Below are 18,615 nucleotides of genomic sequence, written 5' to 3' on the forward strand. Positions count from 1 at the left end.
CGTCTCCACCGGGCCAAGATCGTTGACCGCCACCACCTCGATGTCGGTCCGCCCCGATTCCACGATCGCCCGCAACACATTGCGCCCGATCCGACCGAACCCGTTGATTGCAACCTTGACTGCCATGCGTCCCTTCCCCCTGTTTCCCCGGCGCGTCACAGAAGCGCGCGGGCCGTTGCGGCGACGCCTGCCGCGGTGATGCCGAAATGGCGGTAAAGGTGGCCTGCCGGGGCGGATGCGCCAAAGCCGGTCATGCCGACAAAGCCATCCTCGGGGCGCAGCACCAGATCCCATCCCTGGCGGATCGCGGCCTCGACCCCCACGCGGGGCGCGCGGCCAAGGACGGCGGCGCGCGCTTCGGCAGGTTGTTCCGCGAAGAGTTCGAACGAAGGGGCCGAGACGACCGCCGCCCCGATCCCGTCGGCGGCCAGAAGGTCGGCGGCGGCCAGTGCGATTTCAACCTCTGATCCGGTCGCGACCAGCGTCACGTCGCGCCCGCCCGCCGGTTCGCGCAGCAGATAGGCGCCCTCGGCCGTCCTGTTCCGCCCCGCCGCGTCGCGCAGGGTGGGCAGGTTCTGGCGCGACAGGCACAGGACCGTCGGCGTGGCCCGCGATGCGATGGCGATTTCCCAGGCCTCGGCGGTTTCCACCGCATCCGCCGGGCGGATCACCGTCAGGTTCGGCATGGCGCGCAGGGATGCGATGGTTTCCACCGGCTGATGCGTCGGCCCGTCCTCGCCCAGACCGATGGAATCATGCGTCATCACATAGGTGACGGGCAGCCCCATCAGCGCCGAAAGCCGCATGGCCGGGCGGCAGTAGTCGGCGAAGGCCAGGAAGGTGCCGCCATAGGTGACGAAACCGCCATGCAGCGCGATGCCGTTCATCGCGGCGGCCATGCCATGTTCGCGGATGCCGTAATGGATGTACTCCCCGCCGTAATCCGTTCGGCTGACGCTGCGCTGCGCGCGCGTCCGGGTCAGGTTCGATCCGGTCAGGTCGGCCGAGCCGCCCACCACGTTGGCCAGGGTGGTATTGACCACCTCAAGCGCCATCTCGCTGGCTTTGCGGGTGGCGACCTTCGGCCGGTCCGCGGCCAGCCGGGCCTTGTGGCCGGCCATCGCGGAGGCCAGCGCACCCATGTCGGGCCGGGCAAGTGCGGCCTCGAAGGCCGCGCGGCCGGCGCTTGCACCCAGCCGCGCGGCCCAGGCGGCCTGCGCTTCGGCCCCACGACGGGCCGCCTGTTTCCATGCCCGGGCAACCGGTTGCGGCACCTCGAAGGGGGGATGCGCCCAGCCGAGCGCCGCACGGGTGGCGGCGACCTCGTCCTGGCCAAGGGGCGCGCCATGCACCTTGTGGCTGCCCGCCATGTTGGGGGCACCCTTTCCGATCACCGTCCGGCAGGCGATCATCGAAGGGCGGGCATCGGCGCGCGCCTCGGTGATCGCGGCGGCGACCGCCGCCATGTCGTGGCCATCCACCGCCTGCACATGCCAGCCCGCGGCGGCGAAACGCGCCCTCTGGTCGGTCGAGGTGGACAGGTCCGTCGACCCATCGATGGTGATCCCGTTGTCGTCCCAGAAGACGATCAGCCGCCCGAGACCCAGATGGCCCGCCATGTCGATCGCCTCGTGGCTAATCCCCTCCATCAGGCAGCCGTCGCCGGCGATGACCCAGGTCCAGTGATCCACAAGATCGTCGCCGAAGCGCGCATTCATCATCCGTTCGGCCAGCGCCATGCCGACCGCGGTGGAAATTCCCTGACCCAGCGGGCCGGTCGTGGTTTCCACGCCCGACGTGTGCCCGTATTCCGGATGGCCCGGCGTGGCCGATCCCAACTGGCGGAAGGCGCGCAACTGGTCGGCCCCCATGTCGGCAAAGCCCAGAAGATGATGGATCGCGTAGACCAGCATCGAGCCGTGCCCCGCGCTCATCACGAAGCGGTCGCGGTCGGGCCAGCCGGGGTTCGCCGGATCGACCCTGAGGAACCGGTTGAACAGGACGGTGGCCACATCGGCCATGCCCATCGGCGCTCCGGGGTGGCCGGAATTCGCCGCCTCGACCGCATCCATCGCCAGAACGCGGATCGCGTTCGCCATGTCCTGTTCGGTCGCCATCGGTTGTGCCTGGGTGTTCATCGCAAGCTCCTCAGGCGCGGCGGGATTCGGAAACGAGCCGGATCACCATCGGGGTGAAGATCAGCTGCATGGCGAGGTCCATCTTGCCGCCGGGGATCACGATGGAATTCGCCCGGCTCATCCAGGACCCGTGGATCATCGAGGTGAGATAGGGAAAGTCGATGCCGCGCGGGCTGCGGAAGCGGATGACGACAAGGCTTTCGTCGGCCGTGGGGATCCAGCGGGCGATGAAGGGGTTCGAGGTATCGACGACCGGCACACGCTGGAAATTCACGTCGGTCTCGACGAACTGAGGGCAGATGCAATGCACGTAGGCATGCATCCGGCGCAGGATCGTGTCGGTGACGGCCTCGGTCGAATAGCCGCGCTGCGCCTTGTCGCGGTGGATCTTCTGGATCCATTCCAGATTGATCACCGGGACCACGCCGATCTTGAGGTCGGCGTGCCTTGCAAGGTTCACGCTGTCGTTCGCGACCGCACCATGCAGCCCTTCGTAGAACAGAAGGTCAGACCCGTCCGGGAACGGCGCCCATTCGGTGAAGGTGCCCGGAGGCGTTCCCCAGCGTTCGGCCTCGGCCGCGTCATGGACGTAATGGCGCGTCTCGCCCTTGCCGGTCGCACCATAGGTGCGGAACACATCCTCGAGCTTCTCCAGTTCGTTCGCGTCATAGGAAAAGTGGCTGAACGTGTCGTCGCCCGCCGCCTTGCGCTGCGCCAGTTCGGCCTTCATCGCGGCGCGGTCATAGCGGTGAAAGGCGTCGCCCTCGATCGACACGGCGGTGATGCCTTCGCGGCGGAAGATCTGGTCGAAGGTGGATTTCACGGTGGTCGTGCCTGCGCCCGACGATCCGGTGACAGAGATGATGGGGTGCTTCTTGGACATCTGGAACCTCAGGCGCGGAACAGGCCACGGCTGCCGAAGAGGGCCGAGACCTCTTCATCGGGCAGGTCGTGATAGGCGGCGACGCGGTCGACCTTTTCGGCCGATCCGAAAACGAAGGGGGTGCGGGCGTGCAGGCTTGCGGCGACCTGCGACAGGATGGGCAGCGTGCCGTCGGTGGCGCGACCCCCGGCCTGTTCGATCAGCATCGCGATCGGCGCACATTCATAGACCATGCGCAGGCGCCCGCGTTCATATCCCTTCCGGCTGTCGGAGGGATACAGGAAGATGCCGCCGCGCATCATGATCCGGTGGGTTTCGGCCACCAGCGAGGCCACCCATCGCATGTTGAAATTCTTTGCGCGCGGCCCTGTGTCACCGGCGATGCAGTCGTCGATATAGGCGCGGATCGGCTGTGGCCAGTGCCGGTAGTTCGAGGCATTGATCGCGAATTCGATGGATTGCGGGGGGATCGCGACGCGGTCGTTGGCGAGGATGAAGCGGCGGGTTTCGGGATCAAGGACATAGTGTTGAACCCCCGCGCCGAAGGTTACGATCAGCGCCGTCTGCGGCCCGTAGATGAAATACCCCGCGCCGATCTGTTCCGCCGTATCGCGCAGGAACGAGGCTTCGGGCGTCCTTGCCGCCGGGTAGATCGAAAAGATCGTGCCGATGGATACATTCACGTCGATGTTCGACGACCCGTCCAGCGGGTCGATGGCCAGGGCAAGGCCACCCTCGGGATCGATCGTGCCGATGCTGTGGCGTTCTTCCGAGGCATGGTGGCGCACGCCCGTGCCGCGCAGCGCGTCGGCAAAGGCCGCGTCCGCCATCAGGTCAAGTTCCTTCTGCTGGTCGCCGTCGGTGTTCGCGCCCACGGCGGCCCCCAGGGTGCCACCCAGCGGCCCCCGTGCGATCAGGGTCGAGATGCGCGCCGCCGTCCCGCACAGCGCGGCGATGCAGGCCGCCAGCGGCGCGGGGATCAGGTCTGTGGCGATGATGTCCGGCGGGGTGGCCGGTGCAGCGCGGTCCATCAAGGTCTCCTCCTCCCTGGGGTCGCCGCTTGATGATGACCGGTTCCGATGATAGAAGAATTTAAAAATCGTGATCTTAAATTCAGGAAAATTTAATATGCGATATGATGCCCTGACGCTGAAGCAACTGCGGGCGCTGGAAACCGTGTGCGACAAGGGCACCATCACGGCGGCGGCCGATACCCTGTCGCTGACCCCGCCGGCGGTGCATGGGCAATTGAAATCGCTGGAAGAATCCTGTGGCGTCGCGCTGGTGCGTCGGGATGCGGGCGGGCGTTTCGTGCCCACCGAGGAAGGGGCGGTGCTGCTTGCCGGGCATGAACGGGCGCGTGCCGCACTGACCCGCGCCATGCGGGAAATCGAGGCATTGCGTCGCGGTGTCGCAGGGACGGTCGTGCTGGGTGTGGTGTCCACCGGCAAGTATTTCGCCCCCCGGATCGTCGCCGGGCTGCGGAAAAGCCTGCCGGGCGTCGATGTGCAGCTGGTGATCGGCAACCGGACGCAGATCATCGAGGGGCTGGAAAACGAATCGATCGACGTCGCGGTGATGGGCCGACCGCCCCGCCAACCCGCCAATCTGGCCGAGGCGATCGGCGTCCACCCCCATGTGATGATCTGCGCGCCGGGGCATCGGCTGGCCGAGGGCAAGGTCTCGGTCGGGGCATTGCTGGACGAACATTTCCTTCTGCGCGAGGAAGGTTCGGGCACGCGAATCCTGTCCGTCCGCTACCTGGACCAGATGGCCGATGGCCGCCCCTATGCCTTCACCGAGATGGGATCGAACGAGACGATCAAGCAATCGGTGATCGCCGGGCTGGGGATCGCGCTGATTTCGGCGCATACGGTGATCGACGAACTCGCCTCGGGGAGGCTGGCGCTGGTTCGCGCGCCGGGCCTGCCGATCCCGCGGCAGTGGTATCTTCTGCACCGCGCCGACCATGACCTGACCCCCGCGATGCGCAATGTGCATGACGAAATCCTGCGGAACGCCGCACATATGCTGCGGTCCGAGGAGGTGGAGCAGGTGGTGGGACGGATGTAGGGCTGGCTAGCGCGGGGTGAACCCGATCCGAAGGAGATCGGCCTCGCCCGAAAGGCGGATCGTTCCGGCGTGGCCGGGGTCGAGGATCAGCGTATCCCAGGCCTGTGCCTGAAGGGCCAGTCCGCCTGGGTCCGCCACCAGCATCCCCGACAGGACGAACAGCGCGCCCGCCGGATCGGGAAGCGGCAGCACGGCGCCTTGCCGCAGCCGCAGCCGGTCGACCCGCACCGACAGCCTGTCGCGCCGGACCATGATGTTCAGATCCCGCACCGGCCCGCCCGAAAGGCGCCCGGTCACCGGGGTCTCGGCGGCAAAGTCGATGCGGTCGCCGGTGTGCAGGTGATGCGCCGCGCCGCCGATGTCCAGCACCATGCCGTCACCCGACAGCAGGAACAGGACCCGGTCGATCCCCGGAAAGACCGAAAACGGCCCGTCTGCCGCGACCGTCGCCATCGACAGCCGCCAGTCGAACCCGTCCATCCCCGCGCCCGGCGGTAAAGCCGCGATCTCGCGCGTCTCTCCGCCGCCGTTCTTCCACGGGCCCGGCCGCAAGTCGGTGTTCCGGACCAGCCGCATCAGTTGCCCAGGATGCCCGGAAGGCGCAGCCCGTGATCGCGCGCGCACTGGATCGCGCTGTCATAGCCCGCGTCCGCATGCCGCCAGACCCCGCTTGCAGGGTCGTTCCACAGAACGCGCTCCAGCCGGCGGGCGGCCTCGGGCGTACCGTCGGCCACGATCACCACACCCGCGTGCTGCGAAAATCCCATGCCAACCCCGCCACCGTGGTGCAGCGAAACCCAGGTCGCCCCCGAGGCCGTGTTGACCAACGCGTTCAGAAGCGGCCAGTCGCTGACTGCGTCCGATCCGTCCTTCATCGCCTCGGTTTCCCGGTTGGGGCTGGCCACGGAGCCGCTGTCCAGATGGTCGCGTCCGATCACGATCGGGGCCTTGAGTTCGCCCGAGGCCACCATGTCGTTGAACATCAGCCCGGCGCGGTGCCGGTCGCCAAGCCCGATCCAGCAGATCCGCGCAGGAAGGCCCTGAAAGGCGATGCGTTCCCCCGCCATGTCCAGCCAGCGGTGCAGATGGTCGTTTTCCGGGAAAAGACGCTTCATCGCGGCGTCGGTCTTGCGGATGTCCTCGGGGTCGCCCGACAAAGCGCACCAGCGGAACGGCCCGATCCCCTTGCAGAACAAGGGACGGATATAGGCGGGCACGAAGCCGGGGAAGGCGAACGCGTTTTCGAACCCTTCGTCCTTGGCCACCTGCCGGATGTTGTTGCCATAATCCAGCGTCGGTACGCCCGCGTTCCAGAATCCCACCATCGCCTCGACATGCACACGCATCGCGGCGCGGGCGGCATGTTCCACCTCGGCCGGGTGGGTTTCCTGCTTCGCGCGCCATTCGGCCACGCTCCAGCCTGCCGGGCAGTAGCCGTGCAGCGGGTCATGCGCCGATGTCTGGTCGGTCACGATGTCGGGGCGCGCGCCCCCGGCCTGCATCCGCCGCAGGATTTCGGGGAACACCTCGGCCGCGTTGCCCAGAAGGCCCACGGATTTCGCCTCGCCCTTCGCCGTCCAGTCGGCGATCATCGCCAACGCCTCGTCCAGCGTATGGGCCTTGGCGTCCAGATAGCGGGTGCGGATACGGAAATCGATCCGCGTCTCGTCAACCTCGACGGCCAGGCAGCAGGCCCCGGCCATGACGGCCGCCAGCGGCTGCGCGCCTCCCATCCCGCCAAGGCCCCCGGTCAGGATCCAGCGGCCCTTCAGGTTGCCGCCATAGTGCTGGCGCCCGGCCTCGGCGAAGGTTTCGTAGGTGCCCTGCACGATCCCTTGCGTGCCGATGTAGATCCAGGACCCTGCGGTCATCTGGCCGTACATCATCAGCCCCTTGCGATCGAGTTCGTTGAAATGGTCCCAGGTCGCCCAATGCGGGACGAGGTTGGAATTGGCGATCAGGACGCGGGGCGCATCCGCATGGGTGCGCACGATGGCAATGGGCTTGCCCGATTGCACGACCAGCGTTTCGTCCGATTCAAGGTCCTTCAGCCCCGCGACGATGCGGTCGAAATCCTCCCAGGTCCGGGCCGCGCGGCCGATCCCGCCGTAGACCACCAGTTCGTGCGGGTTCTCGGCCACGTCGGGGTGCAGGTTGTTCATCAGCATCCGCATCGCCGCCTCGGTCTGCCAGCTTTTCGCGCTGCGCTCGGGGCCGGTCGGGGGGAAGATGTCGCGGATGTTGTGGCGGGGATTGGTCATGGCGGTCCTCGTTCGCAAAAGGGGGTGTCAGGCGGACAGGGCGGGCAGCGGCAGGTCGCAGGCTTCGGTGATCGCGCCGCCCGCGACCAGGCGTGCGGCGGCCTCAAGATCGGGCGCAAGGTAGCGGTCCGTGCCCAGGGTGGCGACATCCAGACGCAACCGCGCCAGCACCGCACGAAGCGGGGCCGAAGTGGTCAGCGGCGCGCGGAATTCGATCCCCTGGCCTGCGCACATCAGTTCGACGCCCAGGATGCGGTTCAGGTTTTCGACCATCCGGCCGAGCCGCCGCGCGCCATGCGCGGCCATGCTGACGTGGTCTTCCTGATTGGCCGAAGTGGGGGTGGAATCCGTCACGCAAGGGGTGGCGAGATGCTTGTTCTCGCTCATCAGCGCGGCGGTCGTTACCTCGGCGATCATCAGGCCGGAGTTCAGGCCGGGATCGGGGGTCAGGAAGGGGGGCAGGTCGAAGGACAGCGTCGGATCGACCATCAGCGCCACGCGGCGCTGTGCGATGGCGCCGATCTCGGACAGGGCCAGCGCGATCATGTCGGCGGCAAAGCCCACCGGTTCGGCGTGGAAATTCCCGCCCGACACGATCATCCCCGCCTCGGTCAGGACCAGCGGATTGTCGGTGGCGGCATTCGCCTCGACTTCAAGCGTCCGAGCTGCCATCCGCAGCACATCCATCGCGGCACCCGTCACCTGCGGCTGGCAGCGGATACAATAGGGGTCCTGCACCCGGCTGTCGCCTTCGCGGTGGCTTTCGCGGATGGGCGATCTGTCCAGCAGCGCCCGCATCGCCGCGGCGGCCTCGATCTGGCCCGCGTGGCCGCGCAGGCTGTGGATTTCCGGTTGCAGGGGCGCGGTCGATCCCATGATGGCGTCGGTCGACATCGCCGAGATGACCAGCGCCGCGCGGGCCGCCTCCCAGGCGTCGAACAGGCCTGCAAGGGCGAAGGCCGTGGAAAACTGCGTGCCGTTGATGAAGGCCAGCCCTTCCTTCGGGCCAAGGGCCACGGGCGCAAGACCCGCCGCCGCCAGCGCCTGATCCCCCGGCAGGATGCGGCCCTGATATTCGGCCTCGCCCGCGCCGATCATCACCGCCGTCATATGGGCAAGCGGCGCCAGATCGCCGGACGCGCCGACCGACCCTTGCGCGGGCACGACAGGCGTCACACCGCGCGCCAGCATGGCTTGCAAAAGCGCGATCAGGTCCCACCGCACGCCGGACGCGCCGCGCCCCAGCGAGATCAGCTTGAGCACCATCATCAGCCGCGCGTGCCGGCGAGGGATGGGTTCGCCCACGCCGCAGCAATGCGACAGGATCAGGTTGCGTTGCAGCGTTGCGGTGTCCTTCGGCGCGATCTTGAGGCTTGCCAACTTGCCAAAGCCCGTGTTCACGCCATAGACCGCCTGATCCCCCGCCGCGGCTTCGGCCACGCGGGCGGCGGCGGTCTCGACGGCGGGGCGGGCGTCGGGCGACAGGACGGCGGGCGCCTCGTTCCGGTAGATCCGTTCCAGTTGCGCAAGCGTGACGGCGCCGGGGATCAGGGTTTCAGGTGTCAAGACGGCCTCCGAAGATGCGGGCGTGAAGGGCGGTGGCCCCGATGCGGTAGGAAAGCTCGGCGGGGTGGGCGGCATCCCAGATCGCGAGATCCGCGCGCAGTCCGGGGGCGATGCGGCCCCGGTCGGTCAGGCCAAGGGCGCACGCGGCATGGCAGGTCGCCCCGGCCAGCGTTTCCTCGGGCGTCATGCGGAACAGGGTGCAGGCCATGTTCATCGCCAGAAGGATCGAGGTCATCGGCGCGGTACCGGGGTTGCAGTCGGTCGCCACCGCCATCGGCACGCCGTACCGGCGCAAGAGGGCGATCGGCGGCAGTTGTGTTTCGCGCAGCGTGTAGAAGGCGCCGGGCAGGATCACGGCAACCGTCCCCGCCGCCGCCATCGCGGCCGCGCCTGCCCCGTCCAGATATTCAAGATGGTCGGCCGACAGCGCGCCATGCCGCGCGGCCAGTTCTGCGCCGTGCAGGTTGGACAACTGTTCGGCGTGCAGCTTGACCGGCAGGCCAAGGGCGCGCGCCGCGGCGAAGACGCGGTCGATCTGGGCCGGGGAAAAGGCGATGCCTTCGCAGAACCCGTCCACGGCGTCGGCCAGACCCTCGGCATGGGCGGCCTGCAGCGCGGGCAGCACCTGTTCCCCGATATAGGCGTCGGCACGCCCGGAATATTCGGGCGGCAGGGCATGCGCGCCAAGGAAGGTCGTCACCACATCGACAGGGCGCATGGTCGCGATCACGCGGGCCGCGCGCAGCATCCGCAGTTCGGTGTCCACGTCCAGCCCGTAGCCCGACTTGATCTCGACCGTGGTCACGCCCTCGGCCAGCATCCGATCGACACGCGGCAGGGCTGCGGCGACCAGATCGTCAAGCCCGGCCTCGCGCGTGGCCCGCACGGTCGACACGATACCGCCGCCCGCGCGCGCGACCTCTTCATAGCTTGCTCCGTTCAGCCGCATTTCGAATTCCCGGGCGCGGTTTCCGGCAAAGACCAGATGCGTGTGGCAATCGACCAGCCCCGGCGTCACCAGCCGTCCGCCGATGTCGAGCCTGTCGTTGCTGCAATCCGGGGGAAGGTCGCGGGGCAGGTCGGTCTCGGGCCCGGCCCAAAGGATTCGATCCCCGCCGATCGCCACCGCCGCGCGGTCGATCAGACCGTAACCCCCGGTCATGGTGGCAAGGGTGGCATTGCAGAGGATCATCGCCGGAAGCCTTGTCTGGTATGTGCTAATGTGTATTATGTCTGTACATAATGCAGAGTCAAGACGGGATGGCCAATGAAACGGATCTGGGCTGAACAGGCGCTTCTGCCGGAAGGCTGGCGCGAAGGCGTGCGGGTGACGCTGGCCGCGGGCGGCCGCATTGCCGGGGTCGAGGCGGGCGTTGCCGCCGAAGGCGCGGACCGGGTCGGCCTTCTTTTGCCCGCGCCCGCGAACAGCCATTCCCACGCCTTCCAGCGGGCGATGGCCGGGCTGACCGAACGGCGCGGGGACGGGACGGGCGACAGTTTCTGGACCTGGCGCCAGCTGATGTACCGCTTCCTCGACCGGATCACGCCCGATCAGGTCGAAGCCATCGCCGCCTTCGTTCAGATGGAGATGCTTGAGGCGGGCTATGCCACCAATGTGGAATTCCACTACCTGCACCATCGCCCGGACGGCACCCCCCATGACGACATCGCCGAGATGTCGGCGCGCATCGCCGCCGCGGCGGATCACAGCGGGATCGGCCTGACGCTGCTGCCGGTGGCCTATCGCTTTGGTGGTCTGGATGGCCGGGCACTGGGGCCGGGCCAGCGCCGCTTCGGCACCGAACCCGCCGCCTATGTGCGGCTGCTGGAGGGGGCCGCGCGGGCGCTGGACGCCTTGCCCGGGGATGCCGTGCTGGGGGTCGCGCCCCATTCGCTGCGCGCGGTCGCGCCGGGCGATCTTGCTGTGCTGGCGGCGTTGCGGCCGGATGCCCCGATCCACATGCACCTAGCCGAAACGCTGGCCGAGGTGGACGAAGTCAGGGGGGTGCTTGGCGCGCGCCCGGTCGAATGGATGCTGAACAACGTGGGTCTGTCGCCGCGCTGGTGCCTGATCCACATCACCCAGATGACGCCCGAGGAAACCGGGGCGCTGGCCGCGACCGGGGCGGTGGCGGGGCTTTGCCCACTGACCGAGGCAAGCCTGGGCGATGGCATTTTCGACGGCGTGCGCTGGATGTCGGCGGGCGGGGCGATCTCGCTGGGATCGGACAGCAATATCCGCATCTCGCTGGCCGAGGAACTGCGCCAGCTCGATACCAGCCAGCGCCTTCGCGACCACAGCCGCGCGGCCCTGGCCACGGCGGACCTGTCAACCGGGCGGCGGCTGTTCCAGGCTGCGGCGATGGGTGGCGCGCAGGCGGCCGGGCGCGATTCGGGCCGGATCGAGCCGGGGCTTTGGGGCGATCTTCTGGCGCTTGACATGACCCACCCGGATCTGGAGGGGCTGCGCGGGGATACCGTTCTGGATGCCTTCGCCTTCGCGGGCGACAGTGCGATGGTGGCCGAGGTCTGGGCCGCGGGGCGGCACATGGTGACGGGCGGGCGGCACATCCGCCGCGAGGCGATCACCGCCGCCTACCGCCATGCCGTCCGGTCGCTGCGGGCGGGTGCCTGACGTTCAATAGCGCGTCGTCATCCGGTGTCCGGGACGGTGGACCAGCTGCACGAAGGTCACCGCCTTCCCGTCCCATCGGGTGGACCGTTCGATCTGCAACAGCGGCTCGCCGGGCCGGCAGGCCAGATGCGCGGCAAGCCCTTCATCGGCGGCGGTCGCGCTCAGGCTGATGTCGACCTCGGAATAGGGGATCTGCGCGATCAGCCATTCGGTCGGGGCGGTGGCCGCGAAATCCTCGACCCGCGCCTGCGGCAGAAGCGCGAGGCTGATCCAGCGGTCCTCGTACTGATAGGGCTGGCCATCGGCCATGTGCAGGCAGGTCAGGTGGCGGACCTCGTCGCCCGTCTGCAACCCCATGCGGGCGCGCAGCCAGTCCGGCGCAGGCCCCACGGTCGAGCTGACCAGCGCATAGCGATAGGCGGCGCCCTGTTCGGTCACCTCGTGCCGGACGATCGGGATGTCGAACCGCGCCTGCCGCAAGGGCGACAGCCGCACCCTGGTGCCGGACTTGCGCTTGCGTTCGATGATGCCGTCCTCGGTCAGTTCCCGCATCGCCCGGTTCACTGTCGCCCGCGCCACGCCATAGGTTTCGGCCAGTTCGATCTCGCCCGGCAAAAGGCTGCCCGGTTTCCAGTCGCCGCGGGTGATCCGGCCGAGGATATCCGCCTTGATGTCACGATAGGTTCTGGCCAAGCGTCATCCCCCGCCGCGTTGCCGTTCACTTCATCGGGCAGGCATAATCAGACATAAGGCAAAAAAATCCAGACAAATCTGGAGAAGACCCCATTCGTGGGGGCGGATGCGCGCCGCGATGCCCGTTGCGACGGCATCATGCGGTGCCCGCGCCTTGGGCGGGGTGTTCGACAGATCGAGCCCCGCGCAAGAATGATCGCCCTCTGCCGTCCTACGCCGCCTGCTGCGACCGGTCAGGGGGCAGGCTGCGGGCCAGCGCCATCGTAGCTCTGCCGCACCCGATGGCGAAGGGCGGGCAGAAGGTCTGTCTCGAACCAGGGGTTGCGGCGCAGGAAGGCGTTGTTGCGCCAGGACGGGTGCGGGATCACGAAGATGCCGGGGGCATGGCGGCGCCAGTCCCGGACCGTCTCGGTCAGGCCGCTGCGGCGCGCGACCTCGCCCAGATGCCAGTGCTGCGCATAGCGTCCGATCAGCACCGTCGTTTCGACATCGGGCAGGTGCCGCATGACGCGCACGCGCCAGGTTTCCGCGCAACGGGGCGGCGGCGACAGGTCGCTGCCCCTGGTGTCATATCCGGGAAAGCAGAAGGCCATCGGCACCACGGCGACCCGGTCACGGTCGTAGAATTCGTCGCGGCTCAGCCCCAGCCAGTCGCGCAGACGGTCGCCCGACCGGTCGTCGAAGGGCACGCCCGACTGATGCACCCTGAGCCCCGGCGCCTGCCCGGCGATCAGAAGCCTTGCGGTCGGGCGGAACCAGACCACGGGGCGGGGGGGATGCGCGGTGGCGGTGCGGGCAAAGTCGCCCGCGCAAAGGGTGCAGTGCGGATCTCGGCCTTCAGCGCCGTGTCGGTTTCCGTCATCGCGCCTTTCCCTGTGCCCGGCTGCCTGATCATATGGCTGCTAGGCCCGGTTGCGGAAGGGGCGGCCTAAAGGTCGCCTACCTGTGGACCCCAGGTATCCGAAAGGGCGAAGCCTTCGGGAAAGGGATCATCGGGGGCAAGGCGCAGTTCCTCGCGGCCGTAGATCCATGCCTGCCCGGTGATCCGCGGCAGGACGGCGCGGAAATTGCCGACCGTCGTCTCGCCGATCGCCTCGGCGGTGAAGGTTCCGCCGATGGTGCTGCGCGACAGGCGGACATCACCTATCTGCACCTCGCCGCGCGCGTGAAGGCAGGCAAGGTTCGCCGAAGACCCGGTTCCGCAGGGCGACCTGTCCACCCGTCCGGGTTTGAGCGTGGTGCAGGTGCGGATCGACCCGTCCTCAAGGAATTCGCGGAACATCACATAGGCGATGTCGTCCAGCCCCGGCATCTCGGGGTGGCTGACGGGGATCTGGCCGCGCAGGTCTGCCTTGATGGCGATGCCCGCCTCGGCCAGCGCGCGGGCGTTTTCCGGGGCGATGGTCAGGCCGACCTGAGCGGCATCGACCAGTGCATAGAACACGCCGCCAAAGGCGATGTCGGCGCGGATCGTTCCAAAGGCCGTGGTGCGCACCGGCGCATCAAGGGCGACGGCGAAGGCGGGAACGTTGTCCAGGCTGACCGACAGGCAACGCCCGTTCCCGCAGCGGGCGCGCGCCACGATCAGGCCCGCCGCCGTATCCAGCCGCACGATGGTTTCCGGCCCGGTGATCGGAACGCGCCCGCTTTCCAGAAGCGCCGTCACCACGCAGATCGCGTTCGACCCGCTCATCGGATGGGCGCGGTCGGGTTGCAGCACGATAAAGCCCGCATCGGCATCCGCCCGGCAGGGGAGCAGCAGCAGGTTGACCGTCTGCGCCACATGGGCGCGCGGTTCGAAGCAGACGAACCGGCGAAGGCTGTCGTCCACCGTGTTGATGTGGTTCATCTTGTCGAGGATCGTCGCGCCCGGAATCTCGGGTGCGCCGCCGGTGATGACCTTGCCGATCTCGCCCTGACAATGAACGAGCAGGAGGTCGAGAGAGCTGTCGAAACTCATCGGATGTACCAGCCCCAGGGTTCGTCGCTGACGAAGGCCGTGATCTGCTTGGTTTCCAGATAGTTGTCGAGCCCCCAGCGACCCAGTTCGCGGCCGATGCCCGATTGCTTCATGCCGCCCCACGGCGCCTCGGTGAAGGTCGGTTGCGAACAGTTGATCCAGACGATCCCGGCGCGGAAGGCGCGGGCCACGCGTTCGCAGCGCGCCTTGTCGGCGGACATGACGGCGGCGGCAAGGCCGAAGCGGCTGTCGTTGGCCATCTGTACGGCCTCGTCCTCGGTGTCGAAGGGGCGGATGCAGACGACCGGGCCAAAGATCTCTTCGGTCCAGACTTCGGCGGTCGGGGGCACATCGGTCAGGACGGTCGGGGCGACGAAATACCCTTTCGCAAAGCCTTCGGCCCTGCCGCCGCAGGCGACGGTTGCGCCATCGGCGCGGGCGCGATCGATGAAGCCCAGAACCTTGCGGTATTGCTGTTCGTTCACCAGCGGACCCAGCAGCGTGCCCTGTTCCAGGCCGTCGCCGATGGTGATCCGGCGCGCCTCGGCCACCAGGCGTTCAAGAAGCGCCGGGTAAAGGCTGCGCTCCACCAGCACGCGGCTGGTGGCCGAACAGACCTGCCCCTGATTCCAGAAGATCCCGAACATGATCCATTCGACGGCCTTCTCGATCTGGCTGTCGGCAAAGATCACGAAGGGCGACTTGCCGCCCAGTTCGAGGCTGATGTTCTTGATGTCGCGCGCCGCCGCCGCCATCAGGCGCGCGCCGGTCGGGACCGATCCGGTAAAGGCCAGCTTGTCGATGCCCGGATGGTCGACCAGTGCCTGCCCGACGGTCGCGCCAAGCCCGGTGACGATGTTCAGGACACCGGGCGGAAGCCCTGCCTCGGCCACGATCCGCCCCAGTTCCAGCGCGGTGAGCGAGGTGTGTTCGGATGGCTTCAGCACCATCGTGCAGCCTGCGGCAAGGGCGGGGGCCACTTTCCATGCGGCCATCAGCAGGGGATAGTTCCACGGGATGATCGCCGCCGCCACGCCCACGGGTTCGCGCACGGCGCTTGCCGTGAAGCGGGCGTCGGGCAGGGCGATCTGTTCCGCCTCGCCGTCCAGGTCCGCGGCCAGCCCGGCGTAATAGTCAAAGCACCCGGCGGCGTCGCCGATGTCCCATTCGGCCTCGGGCAGGGGCTTGCCGTTGTCCAGCACCTCAAGCCGCGCGAGGTCGGACAGGCGGGCGCGGATGCCATCCGCGATGGCGCGCAGGGTGCGGGCGCGTTCCGCCCCCGTTATCCGCGGCCAGGGGCCAGTGTCGAAGGCGGCCCGTGCGGCGCGCACCGCTGCCTCGGCATCGGGGGCGGTCGCCGCGGGAATGTGGTGGATGACGGCCTCGGTCGCGGGGTTCACGACGGGCAGGGTTCCGCCCTCGGCCGGTGGCACCCATTCGCCGCCGATGAAAAGCCGGGTCTGCATGGTTTCCTCCTCAGACATGGCGGGTCAGGCCGCCATCGACGCGCAGCGTCTGGCCGGTGACATAGCTGCCGTCGTCGGTCAGCAGGAAGGCCGCGGCCTTCGCCTGTTCCTCGACCCGCGCGATGCGCTTCAGCGCGGCGAGATCGGCGAATTTCCCCACATCCAGGCTGTCGGTGAAACCGGGCGCGAGGCAGTTCATGCGGATCCCTGCCGGGCCGTAGCGATCCGAATAGAGCTTGGTGAAGGTTGAAACCGCCGCGCGATAGGTGCAGGAGGCCGGAAACAGCGGCGAGGGTTCGTGGCTGGCGTAGGTCGTCACATTCACGATGGAGCCGCCCCCCTGCGCCTCCATGACCGGGGTGACGAGGCGGGCCATTCGGATCACCGATTTGACGATCATGTCATGGGCGAGATCCCAGTTTTCATCCGTGATCGCCAGCAGGTCGCCCTTGGGCGGGTGCCCGGTGTGGTTCAGCACCGCGTCTATCCGGTCATGCGTCGACAGCGCCAGATCGACGATGCCTTTCAGGTCATCGGCAGATTGCGCCACGCCGCGCCGGGCGACGCCGCCCAGTTCGCGCGCCAGCGTCTCGCAGTTCTCCGAGGGGGACATCAGCACCAAGGCATAGCCGCGGGCATGCATCTCGCGCGCGATGGCGGCGCCGATGCCGCGCCCGGCGCCCGTGACAAGACAGACTTTCCGCGTCATCTTCCTCTCCTCAGAAACGGTTGATCCGATAGGGGTGCAGGTCGATCTCCGGTTTCGCCCCGGTGATCAGGTCGCCCATGAGCCTTGCCGTCGTGGCGGCATAGGTCAACCCGAGATGACCGTGCCCCGTGGCATAGAACACCCCCCGCGTCTTCGCGCTGGCCGACAGGATCGGCACGGTGTCGGGCAGCGCGGGGCGGTGGCCCATCCATTCGGTGAAGTCCTCGCAAGCCAGGTTGGGCAGGGCTTCCTTCGCGCGTTTCACCGTGATCCTTGACCGGCGGTAGTCGGGCGGCGCGTCAAGCCCGGCCATTTCCACCGTGCCCCCCACCCGGATGCCGCCCGCCGTGGGCGTGACCATGAAGGCCCGCGCGGGCCAGATGATCGAATGGCGCATCGAAATGCCCGGCGCCATGATCTGCGTATGATAGCCGCGTTCGGTTTCCAGCGGGATCGGTTCATCCAGAAGGCGGGCCAGCCCGGCGCTGTGCGCGCCCGCGCAGATCACCACCTCGTCCGCGATAAGGCGGCGCCCGTCCTTCAGAACCACCTCGCGGATGCATTCGCCCCGGACAAATCCCCGGACCTCGCCCGTCTCGATCCGCCCGCCCATCCCCGTAAACCGTTCGGCCAGCGCCAGAACCAGCCTGTGGGGGTCTTTCATCGACCGGTTCTGCGGGAACAGGACGGCAAGCCCGATCCTGTCGGAAAGTTCCGGCTCCAGCGCCTTGATCGCCTGCCGGCCCAGAACCTCGTGCGGAAAGCCGAAGCGTTCCAGAATCTCGATATGGTCGCGGTCGGCCCTGAATTCGGCCTCGTCGGCGTAAAGCGACAGGCAGCCCTCCTGGCTGATCTGGTCCTCAAGCCCCGTCTCGCGCAGAAGCGCCAGCGTGTCATCCAGCGCCCGGCCGCAAAGTGCCGCGCCCTGCGCTTCGAGCGCGCGCAGTTTCGCCGGGCGCGAGGCGGCGATGAAGCGCAGGAACCACGGAAGTAGGCGCGGCATGTAGGACGGGCGCACCCGCACCGGCCCTTCGGGATCCAGCATCCAGCCGGGGATCTGCCGCCAGACCGAGGGGCGCGAGGCCGGCATGAATTCCGTCACCGCGATCGAGGCCATGTTGCCGAAGGATGCCCCCCGTCCAGGCGCGTCGCGGTCCACCAGCACGACCTCGCAGCCACGCCGTTGCAGGTCATGCGCGATGGCCGTTCCGATGATGCCCGCGCCGATGACGACCGTGGTCATGTCCGTGCTCCCCCTTCCGGTCCCGGTCAGGCCCAGTTGACGATGGGTTGCATCGCGGCGGCGAAGGCGGCCTTTTCCTCGGCCGTCAGGGGACCCAGCGGCATGCGGCATTCGCCCACGGGCGTGCCCTGCAATTCGCAGCCGTATTTCAGCTTCTGCACGAACTTGCCGGATTCGAGGATGTTCATCGCAGGCCACATGCGGGCCATGATCTGCCTTGCCTTCGGAAGGTCGCCCGCGCGGTAGGTGCGGTCGAGATCGCAGACGGCGCGCGCCATGCAGTTCGCCGGGCCGCAGATCCAGCTGTCGGCGCCCCAGAGCATGAAATCCAGCGCGATGTCATCGGACCCGGAAACCAGCTGGATGCGGCCCTCGTAACGGGTGGCGATGCCGATGGCGCGCTGAAGGTTGCCCGAGGATTCCTTGATTCCGATGATGCGGGGGTTGTCGGCCAGCGCATCGAGCGCCTCGAATTCGATCTCGACCCCGTCCTTGGCCGGGTAGGAATAAAGGACGATGTTCATGTCGGTGGCGTCGATCACCGCGTTGAAGTGGCGGATGATCTCGGCTTGCGTGGGCTTGGTGTAGAAGGGCACGGCCAGCAGCACCGCGTCATAGCCCATGTCCCTGGCCGCCAGCGTGTTGGCGATGACGCCCTTCGTGTGGGGGGCATTGGTGCCTGCGATCAGCGTCTCGCCCGGGCGCGCGAAATCCTTCACGAACCGCAGGACGCTTTCGCGTTCGGCATCCGACATCAGGTTGTATTCCCCCGATGACCCGCAGGGCACCCAGCCCGTGACGCCCGCCGCGCGCAGGTTTTCCATATGCGCGCGGAACGCGGCAAAATCGATGTTTCCCGCCGCATCGAACGGGGTGACGAGGGCGGGCATGACGCCCTGAAGCTGCAACACGGGGCTGTTCCTTTCCAGCTTGGCGCGGCGCCATGGCGCGTGGCGGTCGTTTCCTGTTCCTTTCATGCCGACACCGT

The 18,615-nt window shown here is 67.9% G+C and carries 17 protein-coding genes; 2 read left to right on the plus strand and 15 right to left on the minus strand.

All coding sequences use genetic code 11. From position 1 onward, the window contains the following. From E7811_RS15580 to E7811_RS15595, 4 genes are all read right to left on the minus strand, one after another. A partial coding sequence (locus E7811_RS15580) for a glyceraldehyde 3-phosphate dehydrogenase NAD-binding domain-containing protein (protein WP_246020448.1) occupies positions 1 to 126 on the minus strand: 126 nt, incomplete at its 3' end. Positions 127 to 155: 29 nt separating this feature from the next. Beyond that, positions 156 to 2,138 (minus strand): transketolase, encoded by a 1,983-nt coding sequence (gene tkt, locus E7811_RS15585; protein ID WP_136395605.1) that lies wholly within the window; start codon positions 2,136 to 2,138, stop codon positions 156 to 158. Positions 2,139 to 2,148: 10 nt separating this feature from the next. Then, entirely contained in the window at positions 2,149 to 3,021 is an 873-nt protein-coding gene (locus E7811_RS15590) for a phosphoribulokinase (protein ID WP_136395606.1), read from the minus strand. An 8-nt stretch (positions 3,022 to 3,029) separates the two neighbouring features. Beyond that, positions 3,030 to 4,052, minus strand: a complete 1,023-nt coding sequence (locus E7811_RS15595) for a class 1 fructose-bisphosphatase (RefSeq protein ID WP_136395607.1) — start codon at positions 4,050 to 4,052, stop codon at positions 3,030 to 3,032. 97 nt (positions 4,053 to 4,149) lie between these two features. Between E7811_RS15595 and E7811_RS15600 the strand changes: the two genes are divergently transcribed. Next, the gene (locus E7811_RS15600; RefSeq protein ID WP_136395608.1) at positions 4,150 to 5,094 is read left to right on the plus strand and encodes a LysR family transcriptional regulator; all 945 of its coding nucleotides are present in this window, start codon (positions 4,150 to 4,152) and stop codon (positions 5,092 to 5,094) included. Positions 5,095 to 5,100: 6 nt separating this feature from the next. Here E7811_RS15600 and E7811_RS15605 read toward each other — a convergent pair whose 3' ends face one another. Genes E7811_RS15605 through hutI form a run of 4 tightly spaced genes read right to left on the minus strand, consistent with a single transcriptional unit; the run spans position 5,101 to position 10,113 of the window. Next, a complete protein-coding gene (locus E7811_RS15605) occupies positions 5,101 to 5,670 on the minus strand; it encodes a HutD/Ves family protein (protein ID WP_136395609.1) in 570 nt (189 codons plus the stop codon). Beyond that, positions 5,670 to 7,355: a urocanate hydratase gene (gene hutU, locus E7811_RS15610; protein WP_136395610.1), complete on the minus strand. Its 1,686-nt coding sequence runs from the start codon at positions 7,353 to 7,355 to the stop codon at positions 5,670 to 5,672. Before hutU ends, E7811_RS15605 begins: the two co-directional genes overlap by 1 nt. A 27-nt stretch (positions 7,356 to 7,382) precedes the next feature. Next, entirely contained in the window at positions 7,383 to 8,921 is a 1,539-nt protein-coding gene (gene hutH / locus E7811_RS15615; protein ID WP_168733060.1) for a histidine ammonia-lyase, read from the minus strand. After that, on the minus strand, positions 8,911 to 10,113 hold the full coding sequence (hutI, locus tag E7811_RS15620) for an imidazolonepropionase (protein ID WP_136395612.1): 1,203 nt from the start codon (positions 10,111 to 10,113) through the stop codon (positions 8,911 to 8,913). The genes hutH and hutI overlap by 11 nt, the downstream gene beginning before the upstream one ends. Positions 10,114 to 10,188: 75 nt before the next feature. Between hutI and E7811_RS15625 the strand changes: the two genes are divergently transcribed. Next, on the plus strand, positions 10,189 to 11,556 hold the full coding sequence (locus E7811_RS15625) for a formimidoylglutamate deiminase (RefSeq protein WP_136395613.1): 1,368 nt from the start codon (positions 10,189 to 10,191) through the stop codon (positions 11,554 to 11,556). A 3-nt stretch (positions 11,557 to 11,559) separates the two neighbouring features. On the opposite strand, the gene E7811_RS15630 is transcribed toward E7811_RS15625, so the two are convergent. From E7811_RS15630 to E7811_RS15660, 7 genes are all read right to left on the minus strand, one after another. Next, positions 11,560 to 12,249 (minus strand): GntR family transcriptional regulator, encoded by a 690-nt coding sequence (locus E7811_RS15630; protein WP_136395614.1) that lies wholly within the window; start codon positions 12,247 to 12,249, stop codon positions 11,560 to 11,562. Positions 12,250 to 12,482: 233 nt separating this feature from the next. Beyond that, positions 12,483 to 13,013 (minus strand): uracil-DNA glycosylase family protein, encoded by a 531-nt coding sequence (locus E7811_RS15635; RefSeq protein ID WP_136395615.1) that lies wholly within the window; start codon positions 13,011 to 13,013, stop codon positions 12,483 to 12,485. A 164-nt stretch (positions 13,014 to 13,177) separates the two neighbouring features. Continuing rightward, positions 13,178 to 14,209, minus strand: a complete 1,032-nt coding sequence (locus E7811_RS15640) for a proline racemase family protein (protein WP_136395616.1) — start codon at positions 14,207 to 14,209, stop codon at positions 13,178 to 13,180. Beyond that, positions 14,206 to 15,675: an aldehyde dehydrogenase family protein gene (locus E7811_RS15645; RefSeq protein ID WP_136395617.1), complete on the minus strand. Its 1,470-nt coding sequence runs from the start codon at positions 15,673 to 15,675 to the stop codon at positions 14,206 to 14,208. The genes E7811_RS15640 and E7811_RS15645 overlap by 4 nt, the downstream gene beginning before the upstream one ends. Positions 15,676 to 15,685: 10 nt before the next feature. Then, on the minus strand, positions 15,686 to 16,384 hold the full coding sequence (locus E7811_RS15650) for an SDR family oxidoreductase (RefSeq protein ID WP_136395618.1): 699 nt from the start codon (positions 16,382 to 16,384) through the stop codon (positions 15,686 to 15,688). 10 nt (positions 16,385 to 16,394) lie between these two features. Continuing rightward, a complete protein-coding gene (locus tag E7811_RS15655; protein WP_136395619.1) occupies positions 16,395 to 17,627 on the minus strand; it encodes an NAD(P)/FAD-dependent oxidoreductase in 1,233 nt (410 codons plus the stop codon). A gap of 26 nt (positions 17,628 to 17,653) precedes the next feature. Continuing rightward, entirely contained in the window at positions 17,654 to 18,604 is a 951-nt protein-coding gene (locus E7811_RS15660) for a dihydrodipicolinate synthase family protein (protein WP_211092133.1), read from the minus strand. Positions 18,605 to 18,615 lie beyond the last annotated feature (11 nt).

It is taken from the genome of Aliigemmobacter aestuarii, from assembly GCF_004799285.1.
Taxonomy (GTDB): domain Bacteria; phylum Pseudomonadota; class Alphaproteobacteria; order Rhodobacterales; family Rhodobacteraceae; genus Aliigemmobacter; species Aliigemmobacter aestuarii.